General features: G+C 70.9%; 25 protein-coding genes. 15 read left to right on the top strand and 10 right to left on the bottom strand.

Annotated features, from left to right (window positions below; all coding sequences use genetic code 11):
* Nucleotides 1–75 precede the first annotated feature (75 nt).
* A complete protein-coding gene (locus tag SAVERM_RS07985) occupies nucleotides 76–1,578 on the top strand; it encodes an LVIVD repeat-containing protein (protein WP_010982942.1) in 1,503 nt (500 codons plus the stop codon).
* Here the strand turns inward: SAVERM_RS07985 and SAVERM_RS07980 are convergent.
* The 5 genes from SAVERM_RS07980 to SAVERM_RS07960 all read right to left on the bottom strand — a co-directional run bounded on the left by SAVERM_RS07980 (nucleotide 1,566) and on the right by SAVERM_RS07960 (nucleotide 5,663).
* Complete coding sequence (locus SAVERM_RS07980; protein ID WP_010982941.1) at nucleotides 1,566–2,285, bottom strand: TetR/AcrR family transcriptional regulator; 720 nt, start codon at nucleotides 2,283–2,285, stop codon at nucleotides 1,566–1,568. The two genes, SAVERM_RS07985 and SAVERM_RS07980, sit on opposite strands and share 13 nt — an antisense overlap.
* A 158-nt stretch (nucleotides 2,286–2,443) precedes the next feature.
* Nucleotides 2,444–3,142: an HAD family hydrolase gene (locus SAVERM_RS07975; RefSeq protein ID WP_010982940.1), complete on the bottom strand. Its 699-nt coding sequence runs from the start codon at nucleotides 3,140–3,142 to the stop codon at nucleotides 2,444–2,446.
* A 73-nt stretch (nucleotides 3,143–3,215) separates the two neighbouring features.
* Nucleotides 3,216–3,899 carry a phosphatase PAP2 family protein gene (locus SAVERM_RS07970; protein WP_010982939.1) on the bottom strand — a complete coding sequence of 228 codons (684 nt, stop codon included), beginning with the start codon at nucleotides 3,897–3,899 and terminating at the stop codon, nucleotides 3,216–3,218.
* Between the two features lie 103 nt (nucleotides 3,900–4,002).
* Nucleotides 4,003–4,938, bottom strand: a complete 936-nt coding sequence (locus tag SAVERM_RS07965; RefSeq protein WP_010982938.1) for a M56 family metallopeptidase — start codon at nucleotides 4,936–4,938, stop codon at nucleotides 4,003–4,005.
* A gap of 176 nt (nucleotides 4,939–5,114) precedes the next feature.
* Complete coding sequence (locus SAVERM_RS07960; RefSeq protein ID WP_010982937.1) at nucleotides 5,115–5,663, bottom strand: DUF5134 domain-containing protein; 549 nt, start codon at nucleotides 5,661–5,663, stop codon at nucleotides 5,115–5,117.
* Nucleotides 5,664–5,823: 160 nt separating this feature from the next.
* Here SAVERM_RS07960 and SAVERM_RS07955 point away from each other — a divergent pair, with 160 nt between their 5' ends.
* The 3 genes from SAVERM_RS07955 to SAVERM_RS07945 all read left to right on the top strand — a co-directional run bounded on the left by SAVERM_RS07955 (nucleotide 5,824) and on the right by SAVERM_RS07945 (nucleotide 8,714).
* The gene (locus tag SAVERM_RS07955) at nucleotides 5,824–7,485 is read left to right on the top strand and encodes an FUSC family protein (protein ID WP_010982936.1); all 1,662 of its coding nucleotides are present in this window, start codon (nucleotides 5,824–5,826) and stop codon (nucleotides 7,483–7,485) included.
* Nucleotides 7,482–8,078, top strand: a complete 597-nt coding sequence (locus tag SAVERM_RS07950; RefSeq protein ID WP_010982935.1) for a MarR family winged helix-turn-helix transcriptional regulator — start codon at nucleotides 7,482–7,484, stop codon at nucleotides 8,076–8,078. The genes SAVERM_RS07955 and SAVERM_RS07950 overlap by 4 nt, the downstream gene beginning before the upstream one ends.
* Before the next feature lie 117 nt (nucleotides 8,079–8,195).
* Nucleotides 8,196–8,714, top strand: coding sequence for a cupin domain-containing protein (locus tag SAVERM_RS07945; RefSeq protein WP_010982934.1), 519 nt, complete (start codon nucleotides 8,196–8,198; stop codon nucleotides 8,712–8,714).
* Here the strand turns inward: SAVERM_RS07945 and SAVERM_RS07940 are convergent.
* Complete coding sequence (locus tag SAVERM_RS07940) at nucleotides 8,711–9,475, bottom strand: VOC family protein (RefSeq protein WP_010982933.1); 765 nt, start codon at nucleotides 9,473–9,475, stop codon at nucleotides 8,711–8,713. The genes SAVERM_RS07945 and SAVERM_RS07940 overlap by 4 nt on opposite strands.
* Before the next feature lie 61 nt (nucleotides 9,476–9,536).
* Nucleotides 9,537–9,929, bottom strand: coding sequence for a VOC family protein (locus SAVERM_RS07935; RefSeq protein WP_010982932.1), 393 nt, complete (start codon nucleotides 9,927–9,929; stop codon nucleotides 9,537–9,539).
* 71 nt (nucleotides 9,930–10,000) lie between these two features.
* Between SAVERM_RS07935 and SAVERM_RS07930 the strand changes: the two genes are divergently transcribed.
* A complete protein-coding gene (locus SAVERM_RS07930; RefSeq protein WP_010982931.1) occupies nucleotides 10,001–10,540 on the top strand; it encodes a GNAT family N-acetyltransferase in 540 nt (179 codons plus the stop codon).
* Between the two features lie 3 nt (nucleotides 10,541–10,543).
* Here the strand turns inward: SAVERM_RS07930 and SAVERM_RS07925 are convergent, their stop codons facing one another.
* Nucleotides 10,544–11,227, bottom strand: coding sequence for a glycerophosphodiester phosphodiesterase (locus SAVERM_RS07925; RefSeq protein WP_010982930.1), 684 nt, complete (start codon nucleotides 11,225–11,227; stop codon nucleotides 10,544–10,546).
* Nucleotides 11,228–11,517: 290 nt separating this feature from the next.
* On the opposite strand from SAVERM_RS07925, the gene SAVERM_RS07920 reads away from it, so the two are divergent.
* From SAVERM_RS07920 to SAVERM_RS07895, 6 genes are all read left to right on the top strand, one after another.
* Nucleotides 11,518–11,838: an alpha/beta hydrolase gene (locus SAVERM_RS07920; RefSeq protein WP_137865271.1), complete on the top strand. Its 321-nt coding sequence runs from the start codon at nucleotides 11,518–11,520 to the stop codon at nucleotides 11,836–11,838.
* An 81-nt stretch (nucleotides 11,839–11,919) separates the two neighbouring features.
* Entirely contained in the window at nucleotides 11,920–13,317 is a 1,398-nt protein-coding gene (locus tag SAVERM_RS07915; RefSeq protein ID WP_010982928.1) for a DUF6421 family protein, read from the top strand.
* 38 nt (nucleotides 13,318–13,355) lie between these two features.
* Nucleotides 13,356–14,102, top strand: coding sequence for an SDR family oxidoreductase (locus tag SAVERM_RS07910; RefSeq protein WP_010982927.1), 747 nt, complete (start codon nucleotides 13,356–13,358; stop codon nucleotides 14,100–14,102).
* Complete coding sequence (locus SAVERM_RS07905; protein WP_010982926.1) at nucleotides 14,099–15,169, top strand: threonine aldolase family protein; 1,071 nt, start codon at nucleotides 14,099–14,101, stop codon at nucleotides 15,167–15,169. Before SAVERM_RS07910 ends, SAVERM_RS07905 begins: the two co-directional genes overlap by 4 nt.
* An 87-nt stretch (nucleotides 15,170–15,256) precedes the next feature.
* Complete coding sequence (locus SAVERM_RS07900; protein ID WP_037645961.1) at nucleotides 15,257–15,829, top strand: transglutaminase domain-containing protein; 573 nt, start codon at nucleotides 15,257–15,259, stop codon at nucleotides 15,827–15,829.
* A gap of 14 nt (nucleotides 15,830–15,843) precedes the next feature.
* Nucleotides 15,844–16,536: a B3/B4 domain-containing protein gene (locus SAVERM_RS07895; protein WP_010982924.1), complete on the top strand. Its 693-nt coding sequence runs from the start codon at nucleotides 15,844–15,846 to the stop codon at nucleotides 16,534–16,536.
* A gap of 4 nt (nucleotides 16,537–16,540) precedes the next feature.
* On the opposite strand, the gene SAVERM_RS07890 is transcribed toward SAVERM_RS07895, so the two are convergent.
* Both SAVERM_RS07890 and SAVERM_RS07885 read right to left on the bottom strand, forming a co-directional pair.
* A complete protein-coding gene (locus tag SAVERM_RS07890) occupies nucleotides 16,541–17,269 on the bottom strand; it encodes a lysophospholipid acyltransferase family protein (protein WP_010982923.1) in 729 nt (242 codons plus the stop codon).
* A gap of 185 nt (nucleotides 17,270–17,454) precedes the next feature.
* Entirely contained in the window at nucleotides 17,455–17,871 is a 417-nt protein-coding gene (locus tag SAVERM_RS07885) for a DUF4395 domain-containing protein (protein ID WP_010982922.1), read from the bottom strand.
* A 102-nt stretch (nucleotides 17,872–17,973) separates the two neighbouring features.
* Between SAVERM_RS07885 and SAVERM_RS07880 the strand changes: the two genes are divergently transcribed.
* The 4 genes from SAVERM_RS07880 to SAVERM_RS07865 all read left to right on the top strand — a co-directional run bounded on the left by SAVERM_RS07880 (nucleotide 17,974) and on the right by SAVERM_RS07865 (nucleotide 21,103).
* Nucleotides 17,974–18,387, top strand: coding sequence for a TlpA family protein disulfide reductase (locus SAVERM_RS07880; protein ID WP_010982921.1), 414 nt, complete (start codon nucleotides 17,974–17,976; stop codon nucleotides 18,385–18,387).
* A 206-nt stretch (nucleotides 18,388–18,593) separates the two neighbouring features.
* A complete protein-coding gene (locus tag SAVERM_RS07875) occupies nucleotides 18,594–19,100 on the top strand; it encodes a flavin reductase family protein (RefSeq protein WP_010982920.1) in 507 nt (168 codons plus the stop codon).
* A gap of 191 nt (nucleotides 19,101–19,291) precedes the next feature.
* On the top strand, nucleotides 19,292–20,086 hold the full coding sequence (locus tag SAVERM_RS07870) for an electron transfer flavoprotein subunit beta/FixA family protein (protein ID WP_010982919.1): 795 nt from the start codon (nucleotides 19,292–19,294) through the stop codon (nucleotides 20,084–20,086).
* A 54-nt stretch (nucleotides 20,087–20,140) separates the two neighbouring features.
* Complete coding sequence (locus SAVERM_RS07865) at nucleotides 20,141–21,103, top strand: electron transfer flavoprotein subunit alpha/FixB family protein (RefSeq protein ID WP_010982918.1); 963 nt, start codon at nucleotides 20,141–20,143, stop codon at nucleotides 21,101–21,103.
* Nucleotides 21,104–21,196: the final 93 nt, after the last annotated feature.

Here is a 21,196-nt window from a genome sequence, read left to right as displayed (position 1 = left end):
ATCTCCGCATGGGAGAGACGATACTTCGGAGGTCCGTGAACCGTTCCAGTGTGAACGGCAACCAGGGAGGACGCAGTGACCCTGTTGAACGAACCCCGAAGGCGGCGCAGATCCACGGGAGTTGCCGCCGCCGCGGCGGGACTCCTGGCCGCGTTGCTCACGGCAGGCCCGGCGGCCGCCACCCCCGACCCCGGGGACGGCGCCGTGACGCAGAAGGAGGTCTCCCGGAGCGCACAGGCTCAGGTCAGGGCGGCGATGTCCGACGGCGAGATACCCGGCCAGGACGAGGTCGTCCACTCCGACAACATCGAACACGTCGCCAACATCCCCAAGGAGGCTTTCACCGGCTTCAACTCGGACCTGGCCTTCCAGGGCAAGTACGCGTTCGCCGGCAACTACGACGGCTTCCGCATCTTCGACATCAGCAACCCGAGGGCCCCCAGGACGGTCGCCCAGGTGCTGTGCCCCGGCTCGCAGAACGACATCTCCGTCTCGGGCGACCTCCTCTTCCTGTCCACCGACTCCTCGCGCAGCGACAGCTCCTGCAACAGCACCACACAGCCCGCGACCGAGAAGTCCTCCTGGGAGGGCATGAAGGTCTTCGACATCAGCGACAAGGCGAACCCGAAGTACGTCGCCGCAGTCGAGACCGCCTGCGGTTCGCACACGCACGCGCTGGTGCCGGAACGCAGGAACGTCTACGTCTACGTGTCCTCGTACTCGCCGAACGCCGCCTTCCCCGACTGCCAGCCGCCGCACGACGGCATCTCGGTCATCAAGGTGCCGCGCAAGGCGCCGGAGAAGGCGGCCGTCGTCAGCTTCCCGGTGCTGTTCCCGGGTGAGGGCCAGGACGGCGGGGGCAACCCCGGCTCGCCCACCAACCCCGGCGTCGCCAAAACCACCGGCTGCCACGACATCACCGTCCTGCCCTCGAAGGACCTCGCGGCGGGCGCCTGCATGGGCGACGGCATCCTGTTCTCCATCAAGGATCCGGAGCACCCGAAGGTCCTCGACCAGGTCGAGGACAACGTCAACTTCGCGTTCTGGCACTCGGCCACCTTCAACCAGAAGGCCAACAAGGTCGTGTTCACCGATGAGTTGGGCGGCGGTGGCGCGGCCACCTGCAACGCGACGGTCGGGCCGAACCGCGGAGCCGACGGCATCTACGACATCGTCGGCAAGGGCGAGAAGCGCAAGCTCGTCTTCAAGAGCTACTACAAGATCCCCCGCCACCAGGCGGACACCGAGAACTGCGTGGCCCACAACGGCTCGCTGATCCCGGTCAAGGGCAAGGACCTCATGGTCCAGGCGTGGTACCAGGGCGGGGTCTCGGTCTGGGACTTCACCGACTCGGCCCACCCCGAGGAGATCGCCTACTTCGAGCGCGGTCCGCTGTCCACCGGGACGCTCTCGGTCGGCGGCTCGTGGTCCGCGTACTACTACAACGGTTACATCTACTCGAACGACATCGCCAAGGGCTTCGACGTCCTGAAGATCACCGACCGGCGGACCGACCCCGCGAAGCGGGTCCGTCTGCGTGAGCTCAACGTCCAGACGCAGCCGGACTACTTCGACTGACGCGTCCCGGGGACGGAGTCCGGCGGCTTCGGCCGGCCCTCGTCCTCACCGGCTCGGCTCTCCGTCGCGAAAAAGCGCGACAGATCCGTGCCGCACGTCCCGTCGGCCCCCTCCGGGGCCGGCGGGGCGCCTGTCTCCCAGTCGAGGCCGTACCGCTTGAACAACTCGGCCCGCAGCACGGGCAGGGGCATCGGAGCCCCCGGCACCAGGGCCGCGTAGACCGCGCCCATCAGCAGGGCGCGCAGCATCGGATAGTCGGTGGCGGCGTCCGGCGAGCCGCGACGGGCGACCGTCTCGCGCAGCAGTTCCGCCAGCCGCCGCTGCTCAGGACACTGCATGAAGCCCTCGGCTTGCAGGATGCCCGCCATGTGCTGGCGCATCAGCACGGGCTGGTCCCGGGCGAGGCCCAGGATCGCGTCGATGGCCCGCGCCATCCGCTCCCTGCCGTCCTCGGTACGCGGCTCACGGTCCAGCGCCTCCTGAAGCGTGCGGTGCATCAACCGGTGCACGGCGGACTGGACGAGCTGTCGTTTGCCGGGGAAGTAGTACGACACCAGCCCCCGTGCCGAGCCCGCCCGGTCAGCGATGTCGCCGAGCGTCGTCGCCTCGTAGCCACGCTCGCTCACCAGCTCCACGGCCGCCTGCAGAAGCCGTTCCCGGGAACGCCGGCGCAACTCTTCATTGACCGAGGCGCTGCGCGGGGACATCCTGTAACTCCTGCGTTGACTGGCTGCCAGCCAACTATACTCAGCGCATCCGGACCCGGCCTCGTGCGGGTCGGTTCCGGCGGTTGCCGTCTGCCCTGGGCGTCGCGGGGGAGCGTCCAGGGCGGTCGTGCACGGACGGAGCACTGGCCGCAGGTGCCCTAGCCGACCAGTTCCAGTACCGGCCGGAGGCCGTCCGGGCGTTCCGGGGCCGGGAGATGGTCCACGAAGTGCACTCCGCAGCCCAGGGCCGCCGCGCCGCCGTCCGCGCGGCGGTCGTCGCCGACCATCAGCGTGTCCTGCGGGGCGACGCCGAGCGCCTCGCAGGCGAGGGCGAACAGGCGGGTGTCCGGTTTCTGGATGCCGTGCTTGTACGACAGGACGTACGCGCCCACGTGCGGGGCGAGGCCATGCGCACGGAAGACCGGCCGCAGATCCCAGCCGATGTTGCTGACCACCCCCACGGCGACCCCGCGCTCGCGCAGTGCGCCGAGCACCTCGGCCGCGTCGGGGTAGGGGGACCACGCCGCCGGGGCCATGTGGCGGTCGTACAGCGCGTCGTGGAGGCGTGGATCCGGGAGCGGCACCTGACGGGCGATGCCGGTGTACGCGGCCCGGTGCTGGGCGGCGCTGCGGTCACGGACCTCCCACAGCTCGGCGAGGCGGGCGGGCAGCGGCTGGGACGGGAGCGCCCCGCCGGGCAGCGCGCCCACCGACTCCAGTTCCTCGGCGGTCCGGATCAACTCCGGTTCCGGCAGGGGGACTTCGGCCGCGGTGAGCGCCGCGCGCAGCCAGGACTCGGTGGACTCGATACGGAAGAGCGTTCCGGAGAAGTCGAAGAGCACACCTTTGATCGCCATACAGGTGATCCTTCGTCACACGATCCAATCGGGTCAAGCGGGTCACACCATCCAAGCGGGCGGGTCAAGCGGGTCAAGCGGGCCCTGAGCCGTGCCACCGCCCGTACGACGCCATCGCGCCCGCCACCACCAGCGCCCCGAGCAGCCAGCCGCCGAGCACGTCCGACGGCCAGTGCACACCCAGCCATACGCGGGTCAGACCGACTCCCACGACGGAGACCGCCGCCAGCGCGACGCCCGTACGCCACAGTGCGCGCCCGGCGCCGTACAGGCGCAGCAGCCACAGGAGCAGCCCGCACACCACCGTGGCCGTCATGGCGTGGCCCGAGGGGAAGGCCGTGTAGTGGGCCGAGTCCACGGGATCAGGCCACACGGGACGGGCACGGTCGACCGCGGCCTTGAGGACCTGTTGCAGCAGCGTGCCCAGCGCGCACGCGGCCGCCACCCACAGCGCGAGCCGCCACGCGGAGTGCCGCCACACCAGCCACACGACGGCCGCCGCACACGCGAGCCGCATCGTCAGCGGGTCCCACACCCAGTCCGTCAGGATGCGGAAGGCGTGGGTGACACCGGGTTCGTCCACGGCCCAGCGGTGTGTGGCGCGCGAGATGTCGCCGTCGAGGGCGATGAGCGGTTGCCAGGGGAGGGCGACCAGCAGGACGACCAGCGCGGACGCGGCGGCGAGCACCACCACGGCGCGCGCGGCGGCCCGGGGACGGGGCGGTCGGGGCGGCGAGCCGACGGGCGGGGAGTGCATGGAGTGATCCTCTCCGACCCGGGGGACCGGAGGCGAACGAGGATCGCGGGACCGGAGGATCGCCGTCGTTCGGCACGGGCGGACCGGTGGCTGGAAAAGGTGATTACCCGAGCGCCCGCAGTCCCGGTACGAACGCCACCAGTACCGGAATCACCGGCACCAGCGCCGCGGCCGCCGTCAGTTGCAGCCGGCGCGCGGCCGTGAGGCGGTCCGGGGGAGTGAGCAGGCGGTGGACACGCTGCGGAACGTGGGCCTGCGGGGTCGGGCAGGGGCCGAACACGCCCCGGTCCTCGTTGAGTTCCACCAGCGCCAGGGCGATCGTGAGGCGGCCGAACCGGCGGGACGCCACGTCGTCGGCGGCGAGTTCGACCAGTCGGTGCATCTCGTCGCGGAACGCGGCGAAGACCGGCACCTGGGGAAAGCCGCCCGCCAGCGCGCCCGAACAGTGCAGCAGCCAGTCGTGCCGGGCCTGTGCGTGCCCCTGCTCATGGGCGAGGACGGCGTCCAGCTGCCGCCCCTTGAGCCGGCGCAACGCGGCCGTGGTGATGACGAGCTGGGGCGCGGCCCCGGGCAGCCACCAGGCATCGGGCCGCTCGCCCTCCAGCACCACGAGCCGATCGGCACCGGGTTCCTCGCCGGGCAACAGCGGTGCGCGTACGAGAAGTTCGGCCCGGCGCTGCCGGCGGCGGGCCCGGGCCCGGGCGATCTCACGGACCAGCATCGCCGCGCTCCACACGCCGCCGCCCGCGAGCATCACGGCGGTCGTCGACGCCCAGGAACCCCCGGTGCTCAGCGCGTACGCCTCCACGACCGGGTGCGGCGCCCCGGCGAACACATGACCGCGCACGGCCACCCACGCGGCGGCCGCGCTCAGGGTCATCGACAGCGCGCAGCACACCAGTACGGCCGCCACCACGCACTGCCACACCCACAGGGCGACCACCGGTTCACGGTCCGGCCAGTCGGCCAGGGCGAGCAGCCGCGGCGCGACGACGGCGGTCAGGGCGCCGAGCAGCAACAGTGCCGCGGGGACCATCATGGGGCGCAGCCTATGAGCGGGGCGGCGCCGGAGGATACGGCCTGTCATGGCAAAGTGACGCACGCCACGGGTTCGTGCGGCCCGGACTCGGCTTCGTGCCTCTGCGACTCGGCTTCGTACACCACTGGGATTCGGCTTCGCGCCACTGCGACTCGGCGCGGACGGATCGGGCGTGGTCAGAGTGTGAGGAGCATGGCGACCATGGCGATCCCCATGGAGAGTCTGCAGGCCCGCGCCAGTTCGGGCCGGTCGCCCCAGCCGACGCTCCGGCCGCCCCCCGCCACGGACGCCACCGGTATCAGCCGCACCCCGGACCACAGCACGTACCCCGCGAAGTAGAGCAGCAGCACCCCTGTCACCGGCGGCAGCCCGGAGGCGGCACCGTGCTCGTGGTGCGCGGGGGACGCTGCCATCACCCCCGCCATGTAGGCCATCGCGAACGCGCCCACCAGATGGTGCAGATGGTGTGCGCCGGTCTGCGCCCCCCACAGGGCCCGTACGCCGGCCGCGCCGAAGACCACCGCGTACGCCAGCCAGGCCCACCGGGGTGGGGCGGCCACCGCGGCCGGTACGGCCATGGCCGCCATGCCGAACCCCATCAGCGCCTCGCCGCCCGCGGCCCGGCGCTGCTCCTCGACGCCGCTGCGCATCCGCAGCAGACAGTAGGTCCCGGTCGCCGCGCACAGCGCGACGAGCAGCCAGCCGGGCGAAGCCGATCCGTGCACCGCGCACCTCCCCGCTCGACGGTGTCGGACAGTCGGTCAGGGCATGCCCGTCACGGACGGTGCGCACGCGAGCGCACAGGGGTACGCGGGGGAGCGCACGGGACGCGCACCGGCCCGCAGGCAATGTTTTACGAGTAAAACACCTGCTAATGTTAAACGCATGAGCAGTGCGACCCCCACCACCTCCCGCGTCCGTCCGCTCCCCCTCGTGGGCGTGCTGCGCCTCGGCCGGCCCTCCGACATCTGGTTCAAACCCGCCCTGAGCGTGGTCGCCGCGGTCACACCGCCCAACCTGACCCTCCTTGCGCTCGGCCGCCTCGATCTGGCGATGTACACGATGGCCGGGTCGCTCTGTGCCCTCTACGCGCACAACCGCCCGTACGCCGCCCGGGCCCGTGCCCTCGCCTGGGTGGTGCTCGGGATGATCGGCGGGCTCGCGGTCGCCCTGATCGCGGCGTCGCTCACCACCAGCGCCGTCGTGCTGGTCACCGTGGGGGCGCTGCTGGCCGCCGCGCAGAAGGCGGTGTGCGACGCGACCCGCATCGGCCCGCCCGGGCATGTCGTGCTCACCTTCATCAGCTCCGCTTCCTTGTTCGCGCCGGGGACCCTCGGCCAGGTCCCCGGACATCTGGCGCTCGCGGTCGCCGCGGGTGCCTGGGCCTGGATCGTGGGCATGGCCCCCGGTCTCGTACGGCCGCACGGGCCCGAGCGGCGCGCCACCGCCCATGCCCTGAACGCCGCGGCCGCGTACGCCGAGACACGGGGCACCGGCGACGGACATGCCCGGGCCCGCGCCGGTGCGGCCGCCGCCGTGCACGCGGCCTGGCAGTCGCTGCTGTCCACCGGCGCCCGTACCGCGCCCCGCCGTGCCCTCGAACGGCTCGTCGTGCGCGCCGAGGTCGCGCTCGCCGTGCCCGCGGACGCCGAAGCCGGGCAGCTGCGCGCCTGGGCCCGCGAGCTGCGCGGCAAGGGGCCGATCCCGATCCCGCGCGTCCCGCGGGCTGGCGACGGCACGACGGACGAACTGCTCGGTGTGGAAGCCGAACTCGACAGCCCCGCACGGCCGTTGCTCAGCCGGCTCGGCCCCCTCGCGCCCATCGCGCTGCGCACCGCCCTCGGGTGCGCCCTCGCCGGATACGTCGCGCTCGCCCTCGGCGTCGGCCGCCCCTACTGGGCGCTGGTCACGGCCGCCTCGCTCTACCAGGCCAACGTCACGCTCACCTGGAGCCGTGGCATCCAGCGCGTAGTCGGCAACCTCGTGGGCGTCCTCGCCTTCGCCGCGATCGCCCCGCTCGCGCATCTCGGCCCGGCGGCCCTCGTGCTGAGCTGCCTCGCCCTCAACTTCGGCGCCGAGGCACTCATCGGCCGCAACTACTGGCTCGGCAGCGTGTGCGTGACCCCGATGGCCCTGCTCATCACCGAGTTCGCGCACCTCCAGGAACCCGGCGAGCTGATGACCGACCGGGTCGTGGACACCCTCGTCGGGGCCCTGGTGGGCTTCGTCGCGGCGGTCGCGGTGACCAACCGGCGGGCCGGCGACCGCATCGAGCTCGCCCTCGACGCCCTGGAAAGCGCCCGGGAGCACGCGGCGAAGACCGTCACCGCCGAGCACCCTGAGCCCGGGGCCCTGGAGTCCGCCCGCCGCGAGCTGGCCGCCGCGGTCGTGGATCTGCGGGCCACCACGGACGCCGCGGCCGGCGAGTGGTGGCAGCGCGCCCTGCCGGAGGAGCGGGTGGTGCTCGCCGAGCAGGCCGGACACCGTACGCTCGCGGCGACGGTACGACGGCAGGGACTGCACACCACGGAGGGTGCACCGGCATGACGGCAGCGGACGGACGGACGGACACCGGGGGCGGCACGGCGGGCGGGCGGCCGCACACCGGCAGCGGCGCCGACGGGGGCGGTGCGGCGGCGCACGACACCGTGGCCGCCGTGGTGCGCCAGTGGCGGGCCGTCCGTCCCGACATCGACACCGGACCCATGGAGATCATCGGGCGCATCAACCGCTGCGCGGCCCTCCTCCAGCAGGCCGAGGACGCCCCGCTGCGCCGCGTCGGGCTGACCCGTCCCGAGTTCGACGTCCTCGGCACGCTGCGCCGCACCGGCCATGAGCTGACGCCCGGCGAGATCGCCCGCGAGACCTTCTCCTCCGGGGCCGCCGTCACCAAGCGCCTCAAGCAGCTGACCGAGCGCGGCCTGGTCGAACGGCGCGGAGACGCCCGCGACCGCCGCGTGGCCCACGTCCGGCTCACGGACGCCGGGCGCGAGCTGGTCGACGGCATCCTTCCCGAGCAGCTTTCCTACGAGAGCGCCGTACTGTCCGGCCTCGACGGCGAAGGGCAGGGTGAACTCGCGGGCCTGCTCGGCGAATTGCTGGTCCAGCTGGAGGGCAGGCTCGGCGTGCCGCGCGGCTGAGCCCGCCCGGTGCCCTCTGTCCACTTCGACAACGCGCCGCGTGCGCCCCGGTCATCGGCCAGGTGTCGTTGACACCGCAGGCCCGACGCCTTCCTGAGGCCCGGCTTCCGGGGGACGATGTGCGCCATGACCCATGGACTGGTCCTGTCGCCCGGGTCGGGCCGCCGGATGGGTACGTCCGGCATGACGCTCAAGGTGGGGGCCGACGTCTCGGCCCGATGGTCGGTGTTCGAGGCCGATGTGGAGCCGGGGTTCGACGTGGGGGCACACCTGCACGACGAAGCGGAGGAACTGTTCTACATACTCGACGGCGAACTCGATCTGCTGGCCTTCGAGCCGCGGATCAGGGCGTCCGGCGACTGGCGGGCCTGGGAGTCCGGCACCGGTCACAAGGTCGTCCGCGGCGGCCCGGGCAGCATGATGTACGTGCCTTCGGGATGCCCGCACGCGTTCGCCAACCCCGGCTCGGTGCCCGCCCGGATGCTCTTCCTCGCGGCGCCGGCCGGCCATGAGCTCTACATCCGGGAGATCGCCGACATCCTCGACGCCCCGGGCCCGCCCGACCAGAGAGCGATCGCCGAGGCACGCACACGCCATGGCATCCACCAGCTCACGCCGATGAAGCCCGGTGGTTAGCCCTCCTCGCCGCCCACATGGATCCCGAAGGCCGCGCCCTGCGCGTCCCGCAGGACGGCGATCCGTGGTCCGTCCGGCACGGACGTGGGCTCCATGAGTACGCTGCCGCCCGCCTCGGTCGCGTCGTGCGCGGTGGCGTCCACGTCCTCGACCGCGAAGTACGGCAGCCAGTGCGACGGCACCTGAGGCGGGAACTGCTCGTCCATCGTCACCATGCCGCCGAAGTCGGCGCCGCCGACACCCCACTGTGTGTAGTGCTCGGAGGCGTTGACACTCCAGCCGAACACGGTCGTGTAGAACGCCGTGGCCTGCTCGGCAGCCCGCGTCAGCAGCTCCACCCAGCCGAGCGAGCCGGGCGCGTTGAACAGCCCCGCGCCGGGGAAGGCCCGTGGCTGCCACAGCTGGAAGGCCGCGCCGCCCGGATCGGACGCCACCGCGAAACGGCCGACGTCGAACACGTCCATCGGGCCCAGCACCACCGTGCCGCCCGCGTCCCGCACCGTGGCGACGGCCGCGTCCGCGTCCGCCACCGAGAACGACACGTTCCAGGCGACCGGCTGCGACTCCTCGTACCGCGGGGAGATCGCCGCGACGGCCGCGTCGCCGAGGTGCGCGACGGTATAGCCGCCGGCCTCCTGCCGAGGGTCGGTCTCCAGCCGCCAGCCGAACAGGTCGGTGTAGAACCGCTTGGCCGCCTCCAGATCACTGGTGCCCAGCTCGGTCCAGCAGGGCCCGCCGGTCACCGGCCTGTCGAGCTTCATGGAGTACCTTCCGCCGGTCCGGCCCCCTCCAGCAGGCTAAGCCCGTGCCCCGCGAGCGGCATCAGATCCCGGGCCGGTACCGCAGCGGATGGTCCGCCGGGATCTCCACGAGCACGATCTCCGTACCGTCCGGGTCCGCGATCCACATCTCGATCAGGCCCCACGGCTCCCGTACCGGTGGCCGGACGATCTCGACGCCGGCGTTCTTCAGCTCCTCGTGCACCGTGCCCGCGTCAGGCACCTGGAGCCACAGTTTCAGGGCCGGTGACGGCGGGCTGTCCGAGCGGCCCGCGACCTCCAGAAAGCCGCCGCCGAGGAAGTAGACCGTGCCGCGCTCGGGGCCCGTGCCGAACTCGCGGTAGACGGCGAGGCCCAGCTTCTCGCCGTAGAAGGCGCGGGAGCGTTCCGGGTCGGTGGGGCGCAGAAGGGTGCGGCTGCTCAGTACGTGGACCATACAAACGGAGCCTAGTGCGAGGGTTACGCTCAGCGGTGCCCGAGCCCCGCCAGAGATCGGAGAAGTGCCCCATGGACACCGCCGCCACCGGACTGACCTTCCGCGACGCCACCGACGCCGACGTCGACGCGCTGGTCGCGCTGATCGAGTCGGCCTATCGCGGGGACGCCAGCCGGGCCGGCTGGACCACCGAGGCGGACATCCTGGAAGGGCAGCGGACCGACCCCGAGGGCGTGCGCGCGGTGATCAAGTCGTCGGACAGCCGACTGCTCACCGTCGAGCGGGCCGGCGCGGTCGTCGCCTGCTGCCAGCTCGAACACCGCGGTGACCACGCCTACTTCGGCATGTTCGCGGTGAGCCCCGCCCTCCAGGGCGGTGGCCTCGGCAAGGTGATCATCGGGGAGGCGGAGCGGGCGGCCCGCGAGGCCTGGGGCGTCGCCGCGATGCACATGACCGTGATCTCCGTACGCGACGACCTCATCGCCTGGTACGAGCGGCGCGGCTACCGCCGTACGGGAGAGACGACCCCCTTCCCGTACGGCGACGAGCGCTTCGGCGTTCCGCAGCGCGACGACCTGGAGTTCGAGCTGCTGGTCAAGCCGCTGGCGTGACGTTCATGCGGTGAAACGGCCGGTGCGTTTGATCTCCGGGTAGTCGGTGGTCGCGCCGTCCAGTTGCAGCGCCCGGACGAGCCGCAGATGGTCCTGGGTGTTCACCACCCAGCCGATGATCCTCAGGTCCGCCTTGCGCGCGTGCTCGACGATCTCCAGCGTCAGCCGCCGGATGTTGAGCACGAGCGTGGTGGCGCCGACCGCCGTGGCACGGTCGACGACGTCGGTGCCGTAGCGGCTGGCGACCAGGGCGGTGCGTACCCCCGGCACGAGGCGGGAGATCTCGGCGATGGCCGCGTCGTGGAACGAGAGCACCTCCACCCGGGCGACCAGGTCCCTGCGGTTCATCACCTCGGCCAGCGCCCGCGCCGCCGCCACGTCCTTGATCTCGGCCTGGAGCGGTGCGCTGACGGCGTCGAGGACCTCCTCGAAGACGGGGACGCGCTCGCCCCGGCCCGCGTCCAGCGTCCGCAGCTCGGCGAGGGTCTTCTCGGCGATCGGTCCCGTGCCGTCGGTCGTCCGGTCCACCTCGGCGTCGTGCATGACGACGAGGGCCCCGTCCTTGCTCAGATGCAGATCGAGTTCGATCAGGTCGAGGCCCGCACGCTGGGCGGCGACGAAGGAACGGAGGGTGTTCTCGGGCTCGGTGCCCATGACTCCGCGGTGACCGATGGTGAGGAAGTTCAAGGCTCAACTCGCTTCCGTCGACGGCGGCTCGGCTGCCGCGTACTGCGCTCCCGTGGCCACGCGGCAAGGCCGCAGCCTAATGCTCCCGGTCCGCGATGAACCCGCTTGTACACGGGTGAATGGGGCCCCGCCCAACGGCGGCCCGGGCCGTACAGCCGGTCCGCGTCACCCCTGGGTGGGCGCGTCACGCGGAGGTTGACCGAGGTCGCGGGCATGCGCCTGGCATGAAACTGACGAATGGTCATATGGCATGCGCCCCCGGGATGTTCGGCTCTTCGGGAGGTGACTTCATGCCGCCGGCCGACGCCGTCAAGGAGCACTCTCCCGACCTCGGCGGCAGTGTCGCCGACGGCCGAGGCCCGCCGGCACCTAGCCGCCGCGTCGGCGACCTGGCCTACGCCGCGAAGCTCCGTGTGACCGGGGTGCCGGTCACCTGTAGTCGGTATCCGGCCATGCTCCATGGATTCCTCGGCCTCGCCGAACCCCTTGCCGAACCTCTCGCCGAACCCGTCGCGGACGCCCGGGATGCCCAGCGGTCGATAGCGGAAGTCGTCGCCTCTACGGTGTCCGGCAGGAAAAAGAGCGGTGAAGGCGGGGGTGAGGCAGGATAATTTCCCGAACCCCTACTTGCTGGAAGAAACCTCATATGCATACGGTGTCCATACGTGAGGTTCTCTCGTGGAGGATGGGTTATGACGGAAATTCTTGTGCAGGAGCGTTCGGAGGAGCAGGTTCCTCCGCAGGTCAGGGTGGTGGAGCACCCGGCTTGGCCCGTGCTCAAGGATGCCGTGGAGCAGATTCGGCCATGGCAGTCGAAGGACGGCTCCATCGACTTCGAGGCCGAGGGCGCGCCGGACGCCTCCGACGCCGAACTGGCCGTCCGCCGTGCCATAGACGCGGTCGAGGAGCTCTCCCCGCTGCTCCCGCACGACGCCGCCTACCACGCGGCCTTGGTGAAGGACCTGCGCCGCTGGTCCGACGACGGGTTCAAGGTGCCCGACTTCCTGGACTCGCTGCTGGCCTTCCAGCCCGCGGGGCACCGCCGGGACGGCCTCCAGCACCTGGTCGTCTTCCCGATGTACACGCAGAACGGCAACCCGGACCGCAACTTCGAAGCGGTCGTGCTGCGCATGGTCTGGCCGGACTGGCTCGCCGAGCTGGAGGCGACCCGCTACGACAACCCGCTGTTCTGCGGCATTACCTTCGAGGACTTCACGGCGGGCTACGACACGAACTCGGCGGTCCTCTTCCCGGAGACCATCGCCGTGCGCGAGGCCCCCGAGCGCTTCAGCTGGGGCGGCATCTTCTGCGACCGCGAGGCCGCCCGTTTTCGCGCCGTGACCGACGCGGCCGTCGACACCCTGGGCCTGGAGCTGCCCGCGGACATCGCCGCCATGGTCCACGACCAGCAGCGCTGTGAGCAGGCCTTCGTGCTGTGGGACATGGTCCACGACCGCACCCACAGCCACGGTGACCTGCCCTTCGACCCGTTCATGATCAAGCAGCGCCAGCCGTTCTGGATGTACGGCCTCGAAGAGCTGCGCTGTGACCTGACCGCCTTCAAGGAGGCCGTGAAGCTGGAGGCCGACGGCTTCCCGCAGGGCCGTGACGTGCAGTACGCGGTGCTCTTCGACCGGATGTTCCGCTTCCCGGTCACCGGTGAGCGCGTGCGCAACTACGACGGCCTCGGCGGGCAGCTGCTCTTCGCCTACCTGCACAAGCACGACGTCGTCCGCTGGACGGACAACAAGCTGCACATCGACTGGCAGCGTGCCCCGCAGGTCACCAACGAGCTGTGCGCCGAGATCGAGGACCTCTACCGGGCCGGCATCGACCGCCCCAAGCTCGTCCACTGGTTCAAGGCGTACGAGCTGGTCTCCACCTACCTCGCCCCGCACCCCGGCTCCCGCTGGGCCAAGGGCCCGGACGCCCTCGACCTGACCCAGCCCCCGCGCAAGCTCGTGGACGACGTGCTCCCGGACGAGTTTCCGCTGAGCATGTTCTATGAGGCGCTCGCCAAGAAGCTGAAGAACGTGATTGCCTCCACCAAGGGCATCACGGCGACGAGTGCCGAGCGGGCCGCCGCGTGAGCGACGGCGCCGAGAACACTGCTCAGGAGGCGAAGAAGATGAGGAACGGTGCTCTCAGCGGTGCGGTGATCGCGGTGGCCGGCGCGGGCGGACCCGCCGGACGCGCGACACTCGTCCGGCTCGCCGACGCGGGCGCGACCGTCGTCGGCTCCGACAACGACCCCGAGCGGCTCGCGGAAGCCGTCGACGCGGCCCGCTACGGGCACGGCGGCGCCACCGTCGTCGGGGACACGGTCGACCTGTTCGACCTGGAGTCGACCCGGGACTGGGCCACGCGCATCGAGAAGGACTTCGGCCGCGTCGACGGCCTGGTCCATCTCGTCGGCGGCTGGCGCGGCAGCGAGACCTTCACCAAGACGATCCTGGACGACTGGGACTTCCTCGAGCTGCTGCTCATCCGCACCGTGCAGCACACCTCCCTCGCGTTCCACGAGGCCTTGCAGCGCAGCGACCGTGGCCGGTACCTCCTGATCAGCGCCTCGAGCGCGAGCAGGCCCACCGCGGGCAATGCCGCCTACGCCTCCGCCAAGGCCGCCGCCGAGGCGTGGACGCTGGCCCTTGCCGACTACTTCCGCAAGGCGGGCGGCGAGAGCGGGCCGACGTCCGCGGCTGCCGTCCTGGTGGTCAAGGCACTGGTGCACGACGCGATGCGCGCCGAGCGCCCCAATGCGAAGTTCGCGGGCTTCACCGACGTCAAGGAGCTGGCCGAGGCCATCGCCGGTGTCTGGGAGCAGTCCGCCGCCGAAGTGAACGGAAACCGTCTGTGGCTGACCGAGAAGCCGTGAACCCTCCTAAGACCGACGCCCGGCGGCATCACGACCCGGAGGTACGTGGCTTCGCCAGCGACAACTACGCGGGGGCCCACCCCGAGGTGCTCGCCGCCCTGGCCCTGGCCAACGGCGGGCACCAGATCGCGTACGGCGAGGACGAGTACACGGACAACCTCCAGCGCATCGTCCGCAGCCACTTCGGCGCCGGCGCCGAGGCGTTCCCCGTCTTCAACGGCACCGGCGCAAACGTCGTCGCCCTCCAGGCGGTCACCGACCGCTGGGGCGCGGTGATCTGCGCGGAGAGCGCGCACATCAACGTGGACGAGGGCGGCGCCCCCGAGCGCATGGGCGGCCTCAAACTCCTCACCGTGCCCACGCCCGACGGCAAGCTCACGCCCGAGCTGATCGACCGGCAGGCGTACGGCTGGGACGACGAGCACCGTGCGATGCCGCAGGTCGTCTCGATCGCCCAGAACACCGAACTGGGCACCGTCTACACGCCCGACGAGATCCGCGCGATCTGCGACCACGCCCACGGGCACGGCATGAAGGTGCACCTCGACGGCGCCCGGATAGCCAACGCGGCCGCCTCGCTGAACGTCCCCATGCGGACGTTCACCAACGCGGTCGGCGTCGACATCCTCTCCCTGGGCGGGACGAAGAACGGCGCGCTGTTCGGCGAGGCCGTCGTGGTCATCAACCAGGACGCCGTCAGCCACATGAAGCACCTGCGCAAGCTGTCCATGCAGCTGGCCTCGAAGATGCGTTTCGTCTCGGTGCAGCTGGAGGCGCTGCTCGCCAAGGATCTGTGGCTGCGCAACGCCCGGCACGCCAACGAGATGGCCCAGCGGCTCGCGGAGGGCGTGCGCGCGGTCCACGGCGTGGAGATCCTCTACCCGGTGCAGGCCAACGCGGTCTTCGCGCGTCTCCCGCACGACGTGAGTGAGCGCCTGCAGAAGCACTACCGCTTCTACTTCTGGAACGAGGCCGCGGGCGACGTCCGCTGGATGTGCGCCTTCGACACGACCGAGGACGACGTCGACGGATTCGTGGCGGCGCTCAAGGAGGAGATGGCCCGGTAGTCACAGCCACCCGCCTCGATGCATAGATATGCGATCACTCGAAAAGTCATTGACGCTCGGGTGGTCGCATTTCTATGCTCTGCGGGTATGGAGCTGACGCAGGAGACCCCGGACCTGTCCGCCTACTTGGCCGCTGGCGAGGTCATCGATCATCACCATCCGCGGGTGCGGGAGACGGCTGCGCGCTTGGCCGAGCAGGCCGTGGACTCGTATGCCTATGCGCGATCGGCGTACGAATTCGTACGGGACGCCATCCCGCACTCGGCGGACTCCGGAGACCTGCGCGTCACCTGGCGCGCCTCCGACGTCCTGGCCGAGGGCACCGGAATCTGTCACGCCAAGGCCCACGCGCTGGCCGCGCTGCTGCGGGCCGAGGACATCCCCACGGCGCTCTGCTACCAGAAGCTCGACCTGGTGCACGGGCTGGTCGCCGTGCGGTTCGACGGCGCGTGGCACCGGCAGGATCCCCGCGGAAACAAGCCGGGGGTCGACGCCCGGTTCTCGCTCGACGGGGAGCGGCTGGCCTTCACTCCCGATCCCGAGTCCAATGAGTTGGACTATCCAGTTCTGTATGCTGAACCTCATCCGGCGGTTCTGGGCGCTCTCCAAGCCGCGCACGACCGGCCGCACCTGTGGAAGACGCTCCCCACCGCACTCTGAGGCAAGGCAGGAAGATGACGCTCACGCTCACCGTGTCCGACGAGGTGCGCGCCCTCGCACCCGGCTTCACCCATGTCGCCGTCGAGGCGCACGGACTGCTCAACGGGCCCAGTAACGAAGGTACTGCGGCACTCCTCGAGGACGCGGCGCGTCGGCTCGCCGTACGCCTCGACGGTCGCGCCCCGCACGAGGACCCGCACATGGCGGCCTGGCGTGAGGTGTACACGGCGTTCGGCTCCAAGCCGTCGCGCACCCGCAACTCCGCCGAGGCGCTGGCGAAGCGGGCCCTCGCCGATGCCGGACTGCCCCGTATCAACATGCTCGTCGACCTCTACAACGCGGTCAGCGTCGCCCATCTGATCCCGGTCGGCGGTGAGGACCTCGACCGCGTCCAGGGCGGAATGCGTCTTGTGCGGGCCACGGGCGACGAGGAGTTCGTGACGGTGGCCGCGGGTGAGGAGGCCGTCGAACACCCCGACGCCGGTGAGGTCGTGTGGTGCGACGACGCCGGTGTCACCTGCCGCCGCTGGAACTGGCGCCAGGGACCGCGGACCCGGCTCACGGAGGAGTCGGCCTCGGCGGTCTTCCTGCTGGAGAGTCTCGCCCCCATGCCGGTGGCCCACCTCGAGGCGGCGGCTGCCGAGCTCGCGGAACTGCTCGAGAAGTTCAGCCCGGGGGCGCGGATCACCGTCCGCGCCCCGGTGTGACGATTCAGCGGGCCTCGGCCGCCTTCACCTCTTCGGGGGTCGGTGCCGTGCCGCCGAGATGGGCCGGCATCCACCAGGTGTCGTCCGGACCCTTGGGGCGTACGGGATAGGCGCGCTGAGCGGCCTCCAGCAGCTCCTGGACCCGCTCGCGCAGCCGCCGCGTGATCGCGCCCGCGTACTGGTCGGTCGGAGCCTCGACCGGCTCCCCGACCCGGATCGTGATGGGGGTGTGGCTGCGCTTGAAGTTCTTCGGGTGGCCCTTGGTCCACAGGCGCTGGGTGCCCCACAGGGCCATCGGGATCAGCGGGACGCCGGCCTCCTGGGCCATGCGCGCGGCACCCGACTTGAAGCTCTTGAGGGTGAACGACTGCGAGATGGTCGCCTCGGGGAAGACACCGACGATCTCGCCGGAGCGCAGCGAGTCCAGCGCGTGCTGGTACGCCGTCTCACCCTGCTTGCGGTCCACCGGGATGTGCTTCATGCCCCGCATCAGCGGACCGGAGATCTTGTGCCGGAAGACCGACTCCTTCGCCATGAAACGCACCAGACGCTTCTGCGGCAGGGCGGCCAGGCCGTCGAAGATGAAGTCCAGATAGCTGATGTGGTTGCTGACCAGCACGGCGCCGCCCGAGCGCGGAATGTTCTCCGATCCCTTGCAGTCGATCTTGAGGTCCCAGGCCTTGAACAACGTTTGGGCGAGACCGACGACGGGACGGTAGACAAGCTCTGCCATGGACGGGGTGGACCCTTCTCTCTGCCTGGAATGGGGCGCCCGGCGGGAAAGTTACGCAGCCGTAGGTTTACGGCATTGCGCAGATCGTGCCCCAAGAACGGACGAGTGGCCAGTCCTGGTGCCCGGGAACGGCGAGATCCTCGTCACGTCAGCCGAGTGGTCGACCTCGGAGTTTTCCCAGTGCTTTACTCCGCTCGCACCGTCACCCTGCGCACCAGCAGGTAAAGCTCGCAGCCGAGGCAGTACCCGAACGCGGCATTGAGGAAGGCGGCCGCGAGCGCGCATCCCGTCGCGGCGAGGCCCAGCCACGGCGGCCCCACCGTGTAGCCGACGAGACCCACGGCGGCGAAGCCGAGCCCGACCGTCTGCGCGAACCGCGGCGGATCGGGCGCCTCGAACTCCGTCGGCGGCCCCAAGCGGGGGCGCACGACCTTCCGGAACAGCCACCCGTACGGCGAGCGCCCGGCACCGCCCGCCGCGCCCAGCGCGAAGGCCAGCGTCTGCCAGGCCAGCAGCCAGGCGCTGCCGGTGATCAGCACCACCGCCAGCACGACGGTCGTCACGGCCGCCCCGAAGCGCGGCCCCCTCACATCAATGTCCATGAATCAAGCATTCCGCACCGGGAGCGCTGGTGAGGAGCAGGGAATCTTTGCAGTCTCGTGAACACGGGAATCTCCACGGCCGCGGGAACGCTGAAGGCGGGGATGACCGGACTTGTGGTGTGCGTGGTGGTGCTCGTGGTGGCGAGCGCGTACGGAGTGCTGCATCGGCGGCGGAGCGGGAGAGTGAGAGTGCGCGGGCGCGACGGCGGAAAGCACCTCGGCGCGGCGGAGTTGGGGGAGGGGCTCGGCGAACGGGCCACACTCGTCCAGTTCTCCAGCGCCTTCTGCGCGCCGTGCCGGGCCACCCGGCGGGTCCTCACGGAGGTGGCCGGGCTGGTTCCCGGGGTCACCCATGTGGAGATCGACGCCGAGGACCGGCTCGAACTCGTCCGCGAACTCGACATCATCAAGACGCCGACGGTGCTCGTCCTCGACGCGGAGGGGCGGATCGTGCGGCGCGCAACGGGGCAGCCCCGCAAGGCGGATGTCATCGCCGCGCTGGGAGAGGCGGTCTGATCCGTGGTGACGAGGCTCCCAGATCCCGGAACGCACTTGACTGCACGCGCCACCTATCGTCAGCCTGACCGTATGCCCCCGGAACTCCTTCTCTTCGAGCGCGTACGCATTCGGACTGCGGCCCTGGCCCGCACCGCGAGTGTGCGGTGTCCGGGCTGTTGAACAGCCCCGGAACCGCTCCCCACCTCTCGCAGAAGGACAACTCCATGACGGCCACGCCCGACCTCGGCACCCAGCTCGCCTCCCCCGACCTGCTGCGCTCCGTCTTCCGCCGCCACGCGGCCGGAGTCGCCGTCATCACGGCCCGGGGCGATGGGGGCCCCGTCGGCTTCACCGCCACCTCGCTCACCTCGGTCTCCGCCGAGCCCCCACTCGTCTCGTTCGGCATCGGCGTCGGCGCGTCCAGCTGGCCCGCGATCTCCGAGACCGCCCACGTCGGCGTCCACATACTCGGCGAGCACCAGCAGGAACTGGCCGGTGTCTTCGCCAAGAGCGGCGCCGACCGCTTCGGCGCGTCCACGGGCTGGCGCGAGGGCCCGGAAGGCGTACCCGTGCTCGACGACGTGCTCGCCTGGCTGGTGTGCAGGGTCGTGGCACGCGTTCCCGCGGGCGACCACCGCATCGTCCTCGCGGAGGTCGTCCTGGGTGACCCGACAGGCGCCGGACGGCCGCTCCTCTATCACCAGGGGCGCTTCAGCGGCCTCCGTGACTGATCCGCCGCCCGATTACGCAGCGTTGTCAAGGTCACAGTTCAAAGCGCTTGCTTAGCGGGCATTCACTATGTGTACTGACGAGTAATATTTCGTTCGGAGCGCGGGCCGCCCCGACCGGGATCGGCCGCTTCAGGCGCCTATGCTGCCTGCAAGAGGTAGCTCAGAAATGACGATGCAGTAGGAGAGCCGGCGTGAGCTTGAGGATCGTTGTCACTGTGAAGTACGTGCCCGACGCCACTGGCGACCGGCACTTCGCGGAGGACCTGACCGTCGACCGGGACGACGTGGACGGTCTGCTCTCGGAGCTCGACGAATACGCGGTGGAGCAGGCGCTGCAGATCGCCGACGACGCCGACGACGCCGACGACGCCGAGATCACCGTTCTCACGGTCGGCCCCGAGGACGCGAAGGACGCGCTGCGCAAGGCGCTTTCGATGGGTGCCGACAAGGCGATCCACGTCGAGGACGACGACCTGCACGGCACCGACGTGATCGGTACGTCGCTGGTGCTGGCGAAGGCGATCGAGAAGGCCGGCTACGACCTGGTGATCTCCGGCATGGCGTCGACCGACGGCACGGCGGGCGTGGTGCCGGCGCTGCTGGCCGAGCGTCTGGGTGTCCCGCAGGTGACCCTGCTGTCCGAGGTGTCGGTCGAGGACGGTGTCGTGAAGGGCCGCCGGGACGGCGACTCCGCCTCCGAGCAGCTGGAGGCCTCCCTCCCCGCCGTCGTGTCGGTCACCGACCAGTCGGGTGAGGCGCGTTACCCGTCCTTCAAGGGCATCATGGCGGCCAAGAAGAAGCCGGTGGAGTCCTGGGACCTGTCCGACCTCGACCTCGAGGCGGAGGAGGTCGGCCTGGAGGGTGCCTGGACCAAGGTCGACTCCGCGACCGAGCGTCCGGCGCGCACCGCCGGCACGATCGTCAAGGACGAGGGCGAGGGCGGCAAGCAGCTCGCTGAGTTCCTCGCGGGCCAGAAGTTCATCTAAGGCCCACACCCCTTACCGCCCCTCAGACTTCGCAATCCGCAGGAGAGCATTCCCATGGCTGAAGTTCTCGTCTACGTCGACCACGTGGACGGTGCCGTCCGCAAGCCCACCCTGGAGCTTTTGACGCTGGCCCGCCGCATCGGCGAGCCGGTCGCCCTCGCCCTCGGCTCCGGCGCGGAGAACACCGCCGCCGCGCTCGCCGAGCACGGTGCGGGCAAGGTCCTCACGCACGATGCCGCCGAGTACGCCGACTACCTGGTCGTACCGAAGGTGGACGCGCTCCAGGCCGCCTACGAGGCCGTGTCCCCGGCCGCCGTGCTGATCCCGTCGTCCGCCGAGGGCAAGGAGATCGCCGCCCGCCTCGCGGTGCGCATCGGCTCCGGCATCATCACCGACGCCGTCGACCTGGAGGCCGGTGACGAGGGTCCGGTGGCCACGCAGTCGGCGTTCGCCGCCTCGTTCACCACCAAGTCCCGTGTCTCCAAGGGCACCCCGGTCATCACGGTCAAGCCGAACTCGGCTCCCGTGGAGGCCGCCCCGGCCGCCGGCGCCGTCGAGGCCCTGTCGGTCTCGTTCTCGGACAAGGCGACCGGCACCAAGGTCACCGGCCGTACCCCGCGCGAGTCGACCGGCCGCCCGGAGCTGACCGAGGCCGCGATCGTGGTCTCCGGCGGCCGCGGTGTCAACGGCGCCGAGAACTTCGCGATCATCGAGGCGCTCGCCGACTCCCTCGGCGCCGCTGTCGGTGCCTCGCGTGCCGCGGTGGACGCCGGCTGGTACCCGCACTCCAACCAGGTCGGCCAGACCGGTAAGGCCGTCTCGCCGCAGCTGTACATCGCCTCCGGCATCTCGGGCGCGATCCAGCACCGCGCCGGTATGCAGACCTCGAAGACGATCGTGGCGATCAACAAGGACGCCGAGGCCCCGATCTTCGACCTGGTCGACTACGGCGTGGTCGGCGACCTCTTCGATGTCGTCCCGCAGCTCACCGACGAGGTCAAGACCCGCAAGGGCTGACCGCATCGGCTGCTCCGAGGCCCCTGCGACCGTCACGGTCGCAGGGGCCTCGTCCCATGCCGGGAGCAGATCGCAGGGGCCCTCGCCTCATGC

Origin of the sequence: Streptomyces avermitilis MA-4680 = NBRC 14893, from assembly GCF_000009765.2 — a bacterium.
GTDB lineage: Bacteria > Actinomycetota > Actinomycetes > Streptomycetales > Streptomycetaceae > Streptomyces > Streptomyces avermitilis.
Note: the sequence above shows the minus strand (reverse complement) of the source record. Positions and strands in the feature narration are given on the sequence as shown.

Excerpts from the sequence above, each read along its gene's own strand:
- SAVERM_RS07980 (WP_010982941.1), bottom strand. The coding sequence starts at position 2,285 with ATGTCCCCGCGCAGCGCCTCGGTCAATGAAGAGTTGCGCCGGCGTTCC.
- SAVERM_RS07975 (WP_010982940.1), bottom strand. The coding sequence starts at position 3,142 with ATGGCGATCAAAGGTGTGCTCTTCGACTTCTCCGGAACGCTCTTCCGT.
- SAVERM_RS07970 (WP_010982939.1), bottom strand. The coding sequence starts at position 3,899 with ATGCACTCCCCGCCCGTCGGCTCGCCGCCCCGACCGCCCCGTCCCCGG.
- SAVERM_RS07965 (WP_010982938.1), bottom strand. The coding sequence starts at position 4,938 with ATGATGGTCCCCGCGGCACTGTTGCTGCTCGGCGCCCTGACCGCCGTC.
- SAVERM_RS07955 (WP_010982936.1), top strand. The coding sequence starts at position 5,824 with ATGAGCAGTGCGACCCCCACCACCTCCCGCGTCCGTCCGCTCCCCCTC.
- SAVERM_RS07950 (WP_010982935.1), top strand. The coding sequence starts at position 7,482 with ATGACGGCAGCGGACGGACGGACGGACACCGGGGGCGGCACGGCGGGC.
- SAVERM_RS07945 (WP_010982934.1), top strand. The coding sequence starts at position 8,196 with ATGTGCGCCATGACCCATGGACTGGTCCTGTCGCCCGGGTCGGGCCGC.
- SAVERM_RS07940 (WP_010982933.1), bottom strand. The coding sequence starts at position 9,475 with ATGAAGCTCGACAGGCCGGTGACCGGCGGGCCCTGCTGGACCGAGCTG.
- SAVERM_RS07935 (WP_010982932.1), bottom strand. The coding sequence starts at position 9,929 with ATGGTCCACGTACTGAGCAGCCGCACCCTTCTGCGCCCCACCGACCCG.
- SAVERM_RS07930 (WP_010982931.1), top strand. The coding sequence starts at position 10,001 with ATGGACACCGCCGCCACCGGACTGACCTTCCGCGACGCCACCGACGCC.
- SAVERM_RS07920 (WP_137865271.1), top strand. The coding sequence starts at position 11,518 with ATGCCGCCGGCCGACGCCGTCAAGGAGCACTCTCCCGACCTCGGCGGC.
- SAVERM_RS07915 (WP_010982928.1), top strand. The coding sequence starts at position 11,920 with ATGACGGAAATTCTTGTGCAGGAGCGTTCGGAGGAGCAGGTTCCTCCG.
- SAVERM_RS07910 (WP_010982927.1), top strand. The coding sequence starts at position 13,356 with ATGAGGAACGGTGCTCTCAGCGGTGCGGTGATCGCGGTGGCCGGCGCG.
- SAVERM_RS07900 (WP_037645961.1), top strand. The coding sequence starts at position 15,257 with ATGGAGCTGACGCAGGAGACCCCGGACCTGTCCGCCTACTTGGCCGCT.
- SAVERM_RS07895 (WP_010982924.1), top strand. The coding sequence starts at position 15,844 with ATGACGCTCACGCTCACCGTGTCCGACGAGGTGCGCGCCCTCGCACCC.
- SAVERM_RS07890 (WP_010982923.1), bottom strand. The coding sequence starts at position 17,269 with ATGGCAGAGCTTGTCTACCGTCCCGTCGTCGGTCTCGCCCAAACGTTG.
- SAVERM_RS07885 (WP_010982922.1), bottom strand. The coding sequence starts at position 17,871 with ATGGACATTGATGTGAGGGGGCCGCGCTTCGGGGCGGCCGTGACGACC.
- SAVERM_RS07880 (WP_010982921.1), top strand. The coding sequence starts at position 17,974 with ATGACCGGACTTGTGGTGTGCGTGGTGGTGCTCGTGGTGGCGAGCGCG.
- SAVERM_RS07875 (WP_010982920.1), top strand. The coding sequence starts at position 18,594 with ATGACGGCCACGCCCGACCTCGGCACCCAGCTCGCCTCCCCCGACCTG.
- SAVERM_RS07865 (WP_010982918.1), top strand. The coding sequence starts at position 20,141 with ATGGCTGAAGTTCTCGTCTACGTCGACCACGTGGACGGTGCCGTCCGC.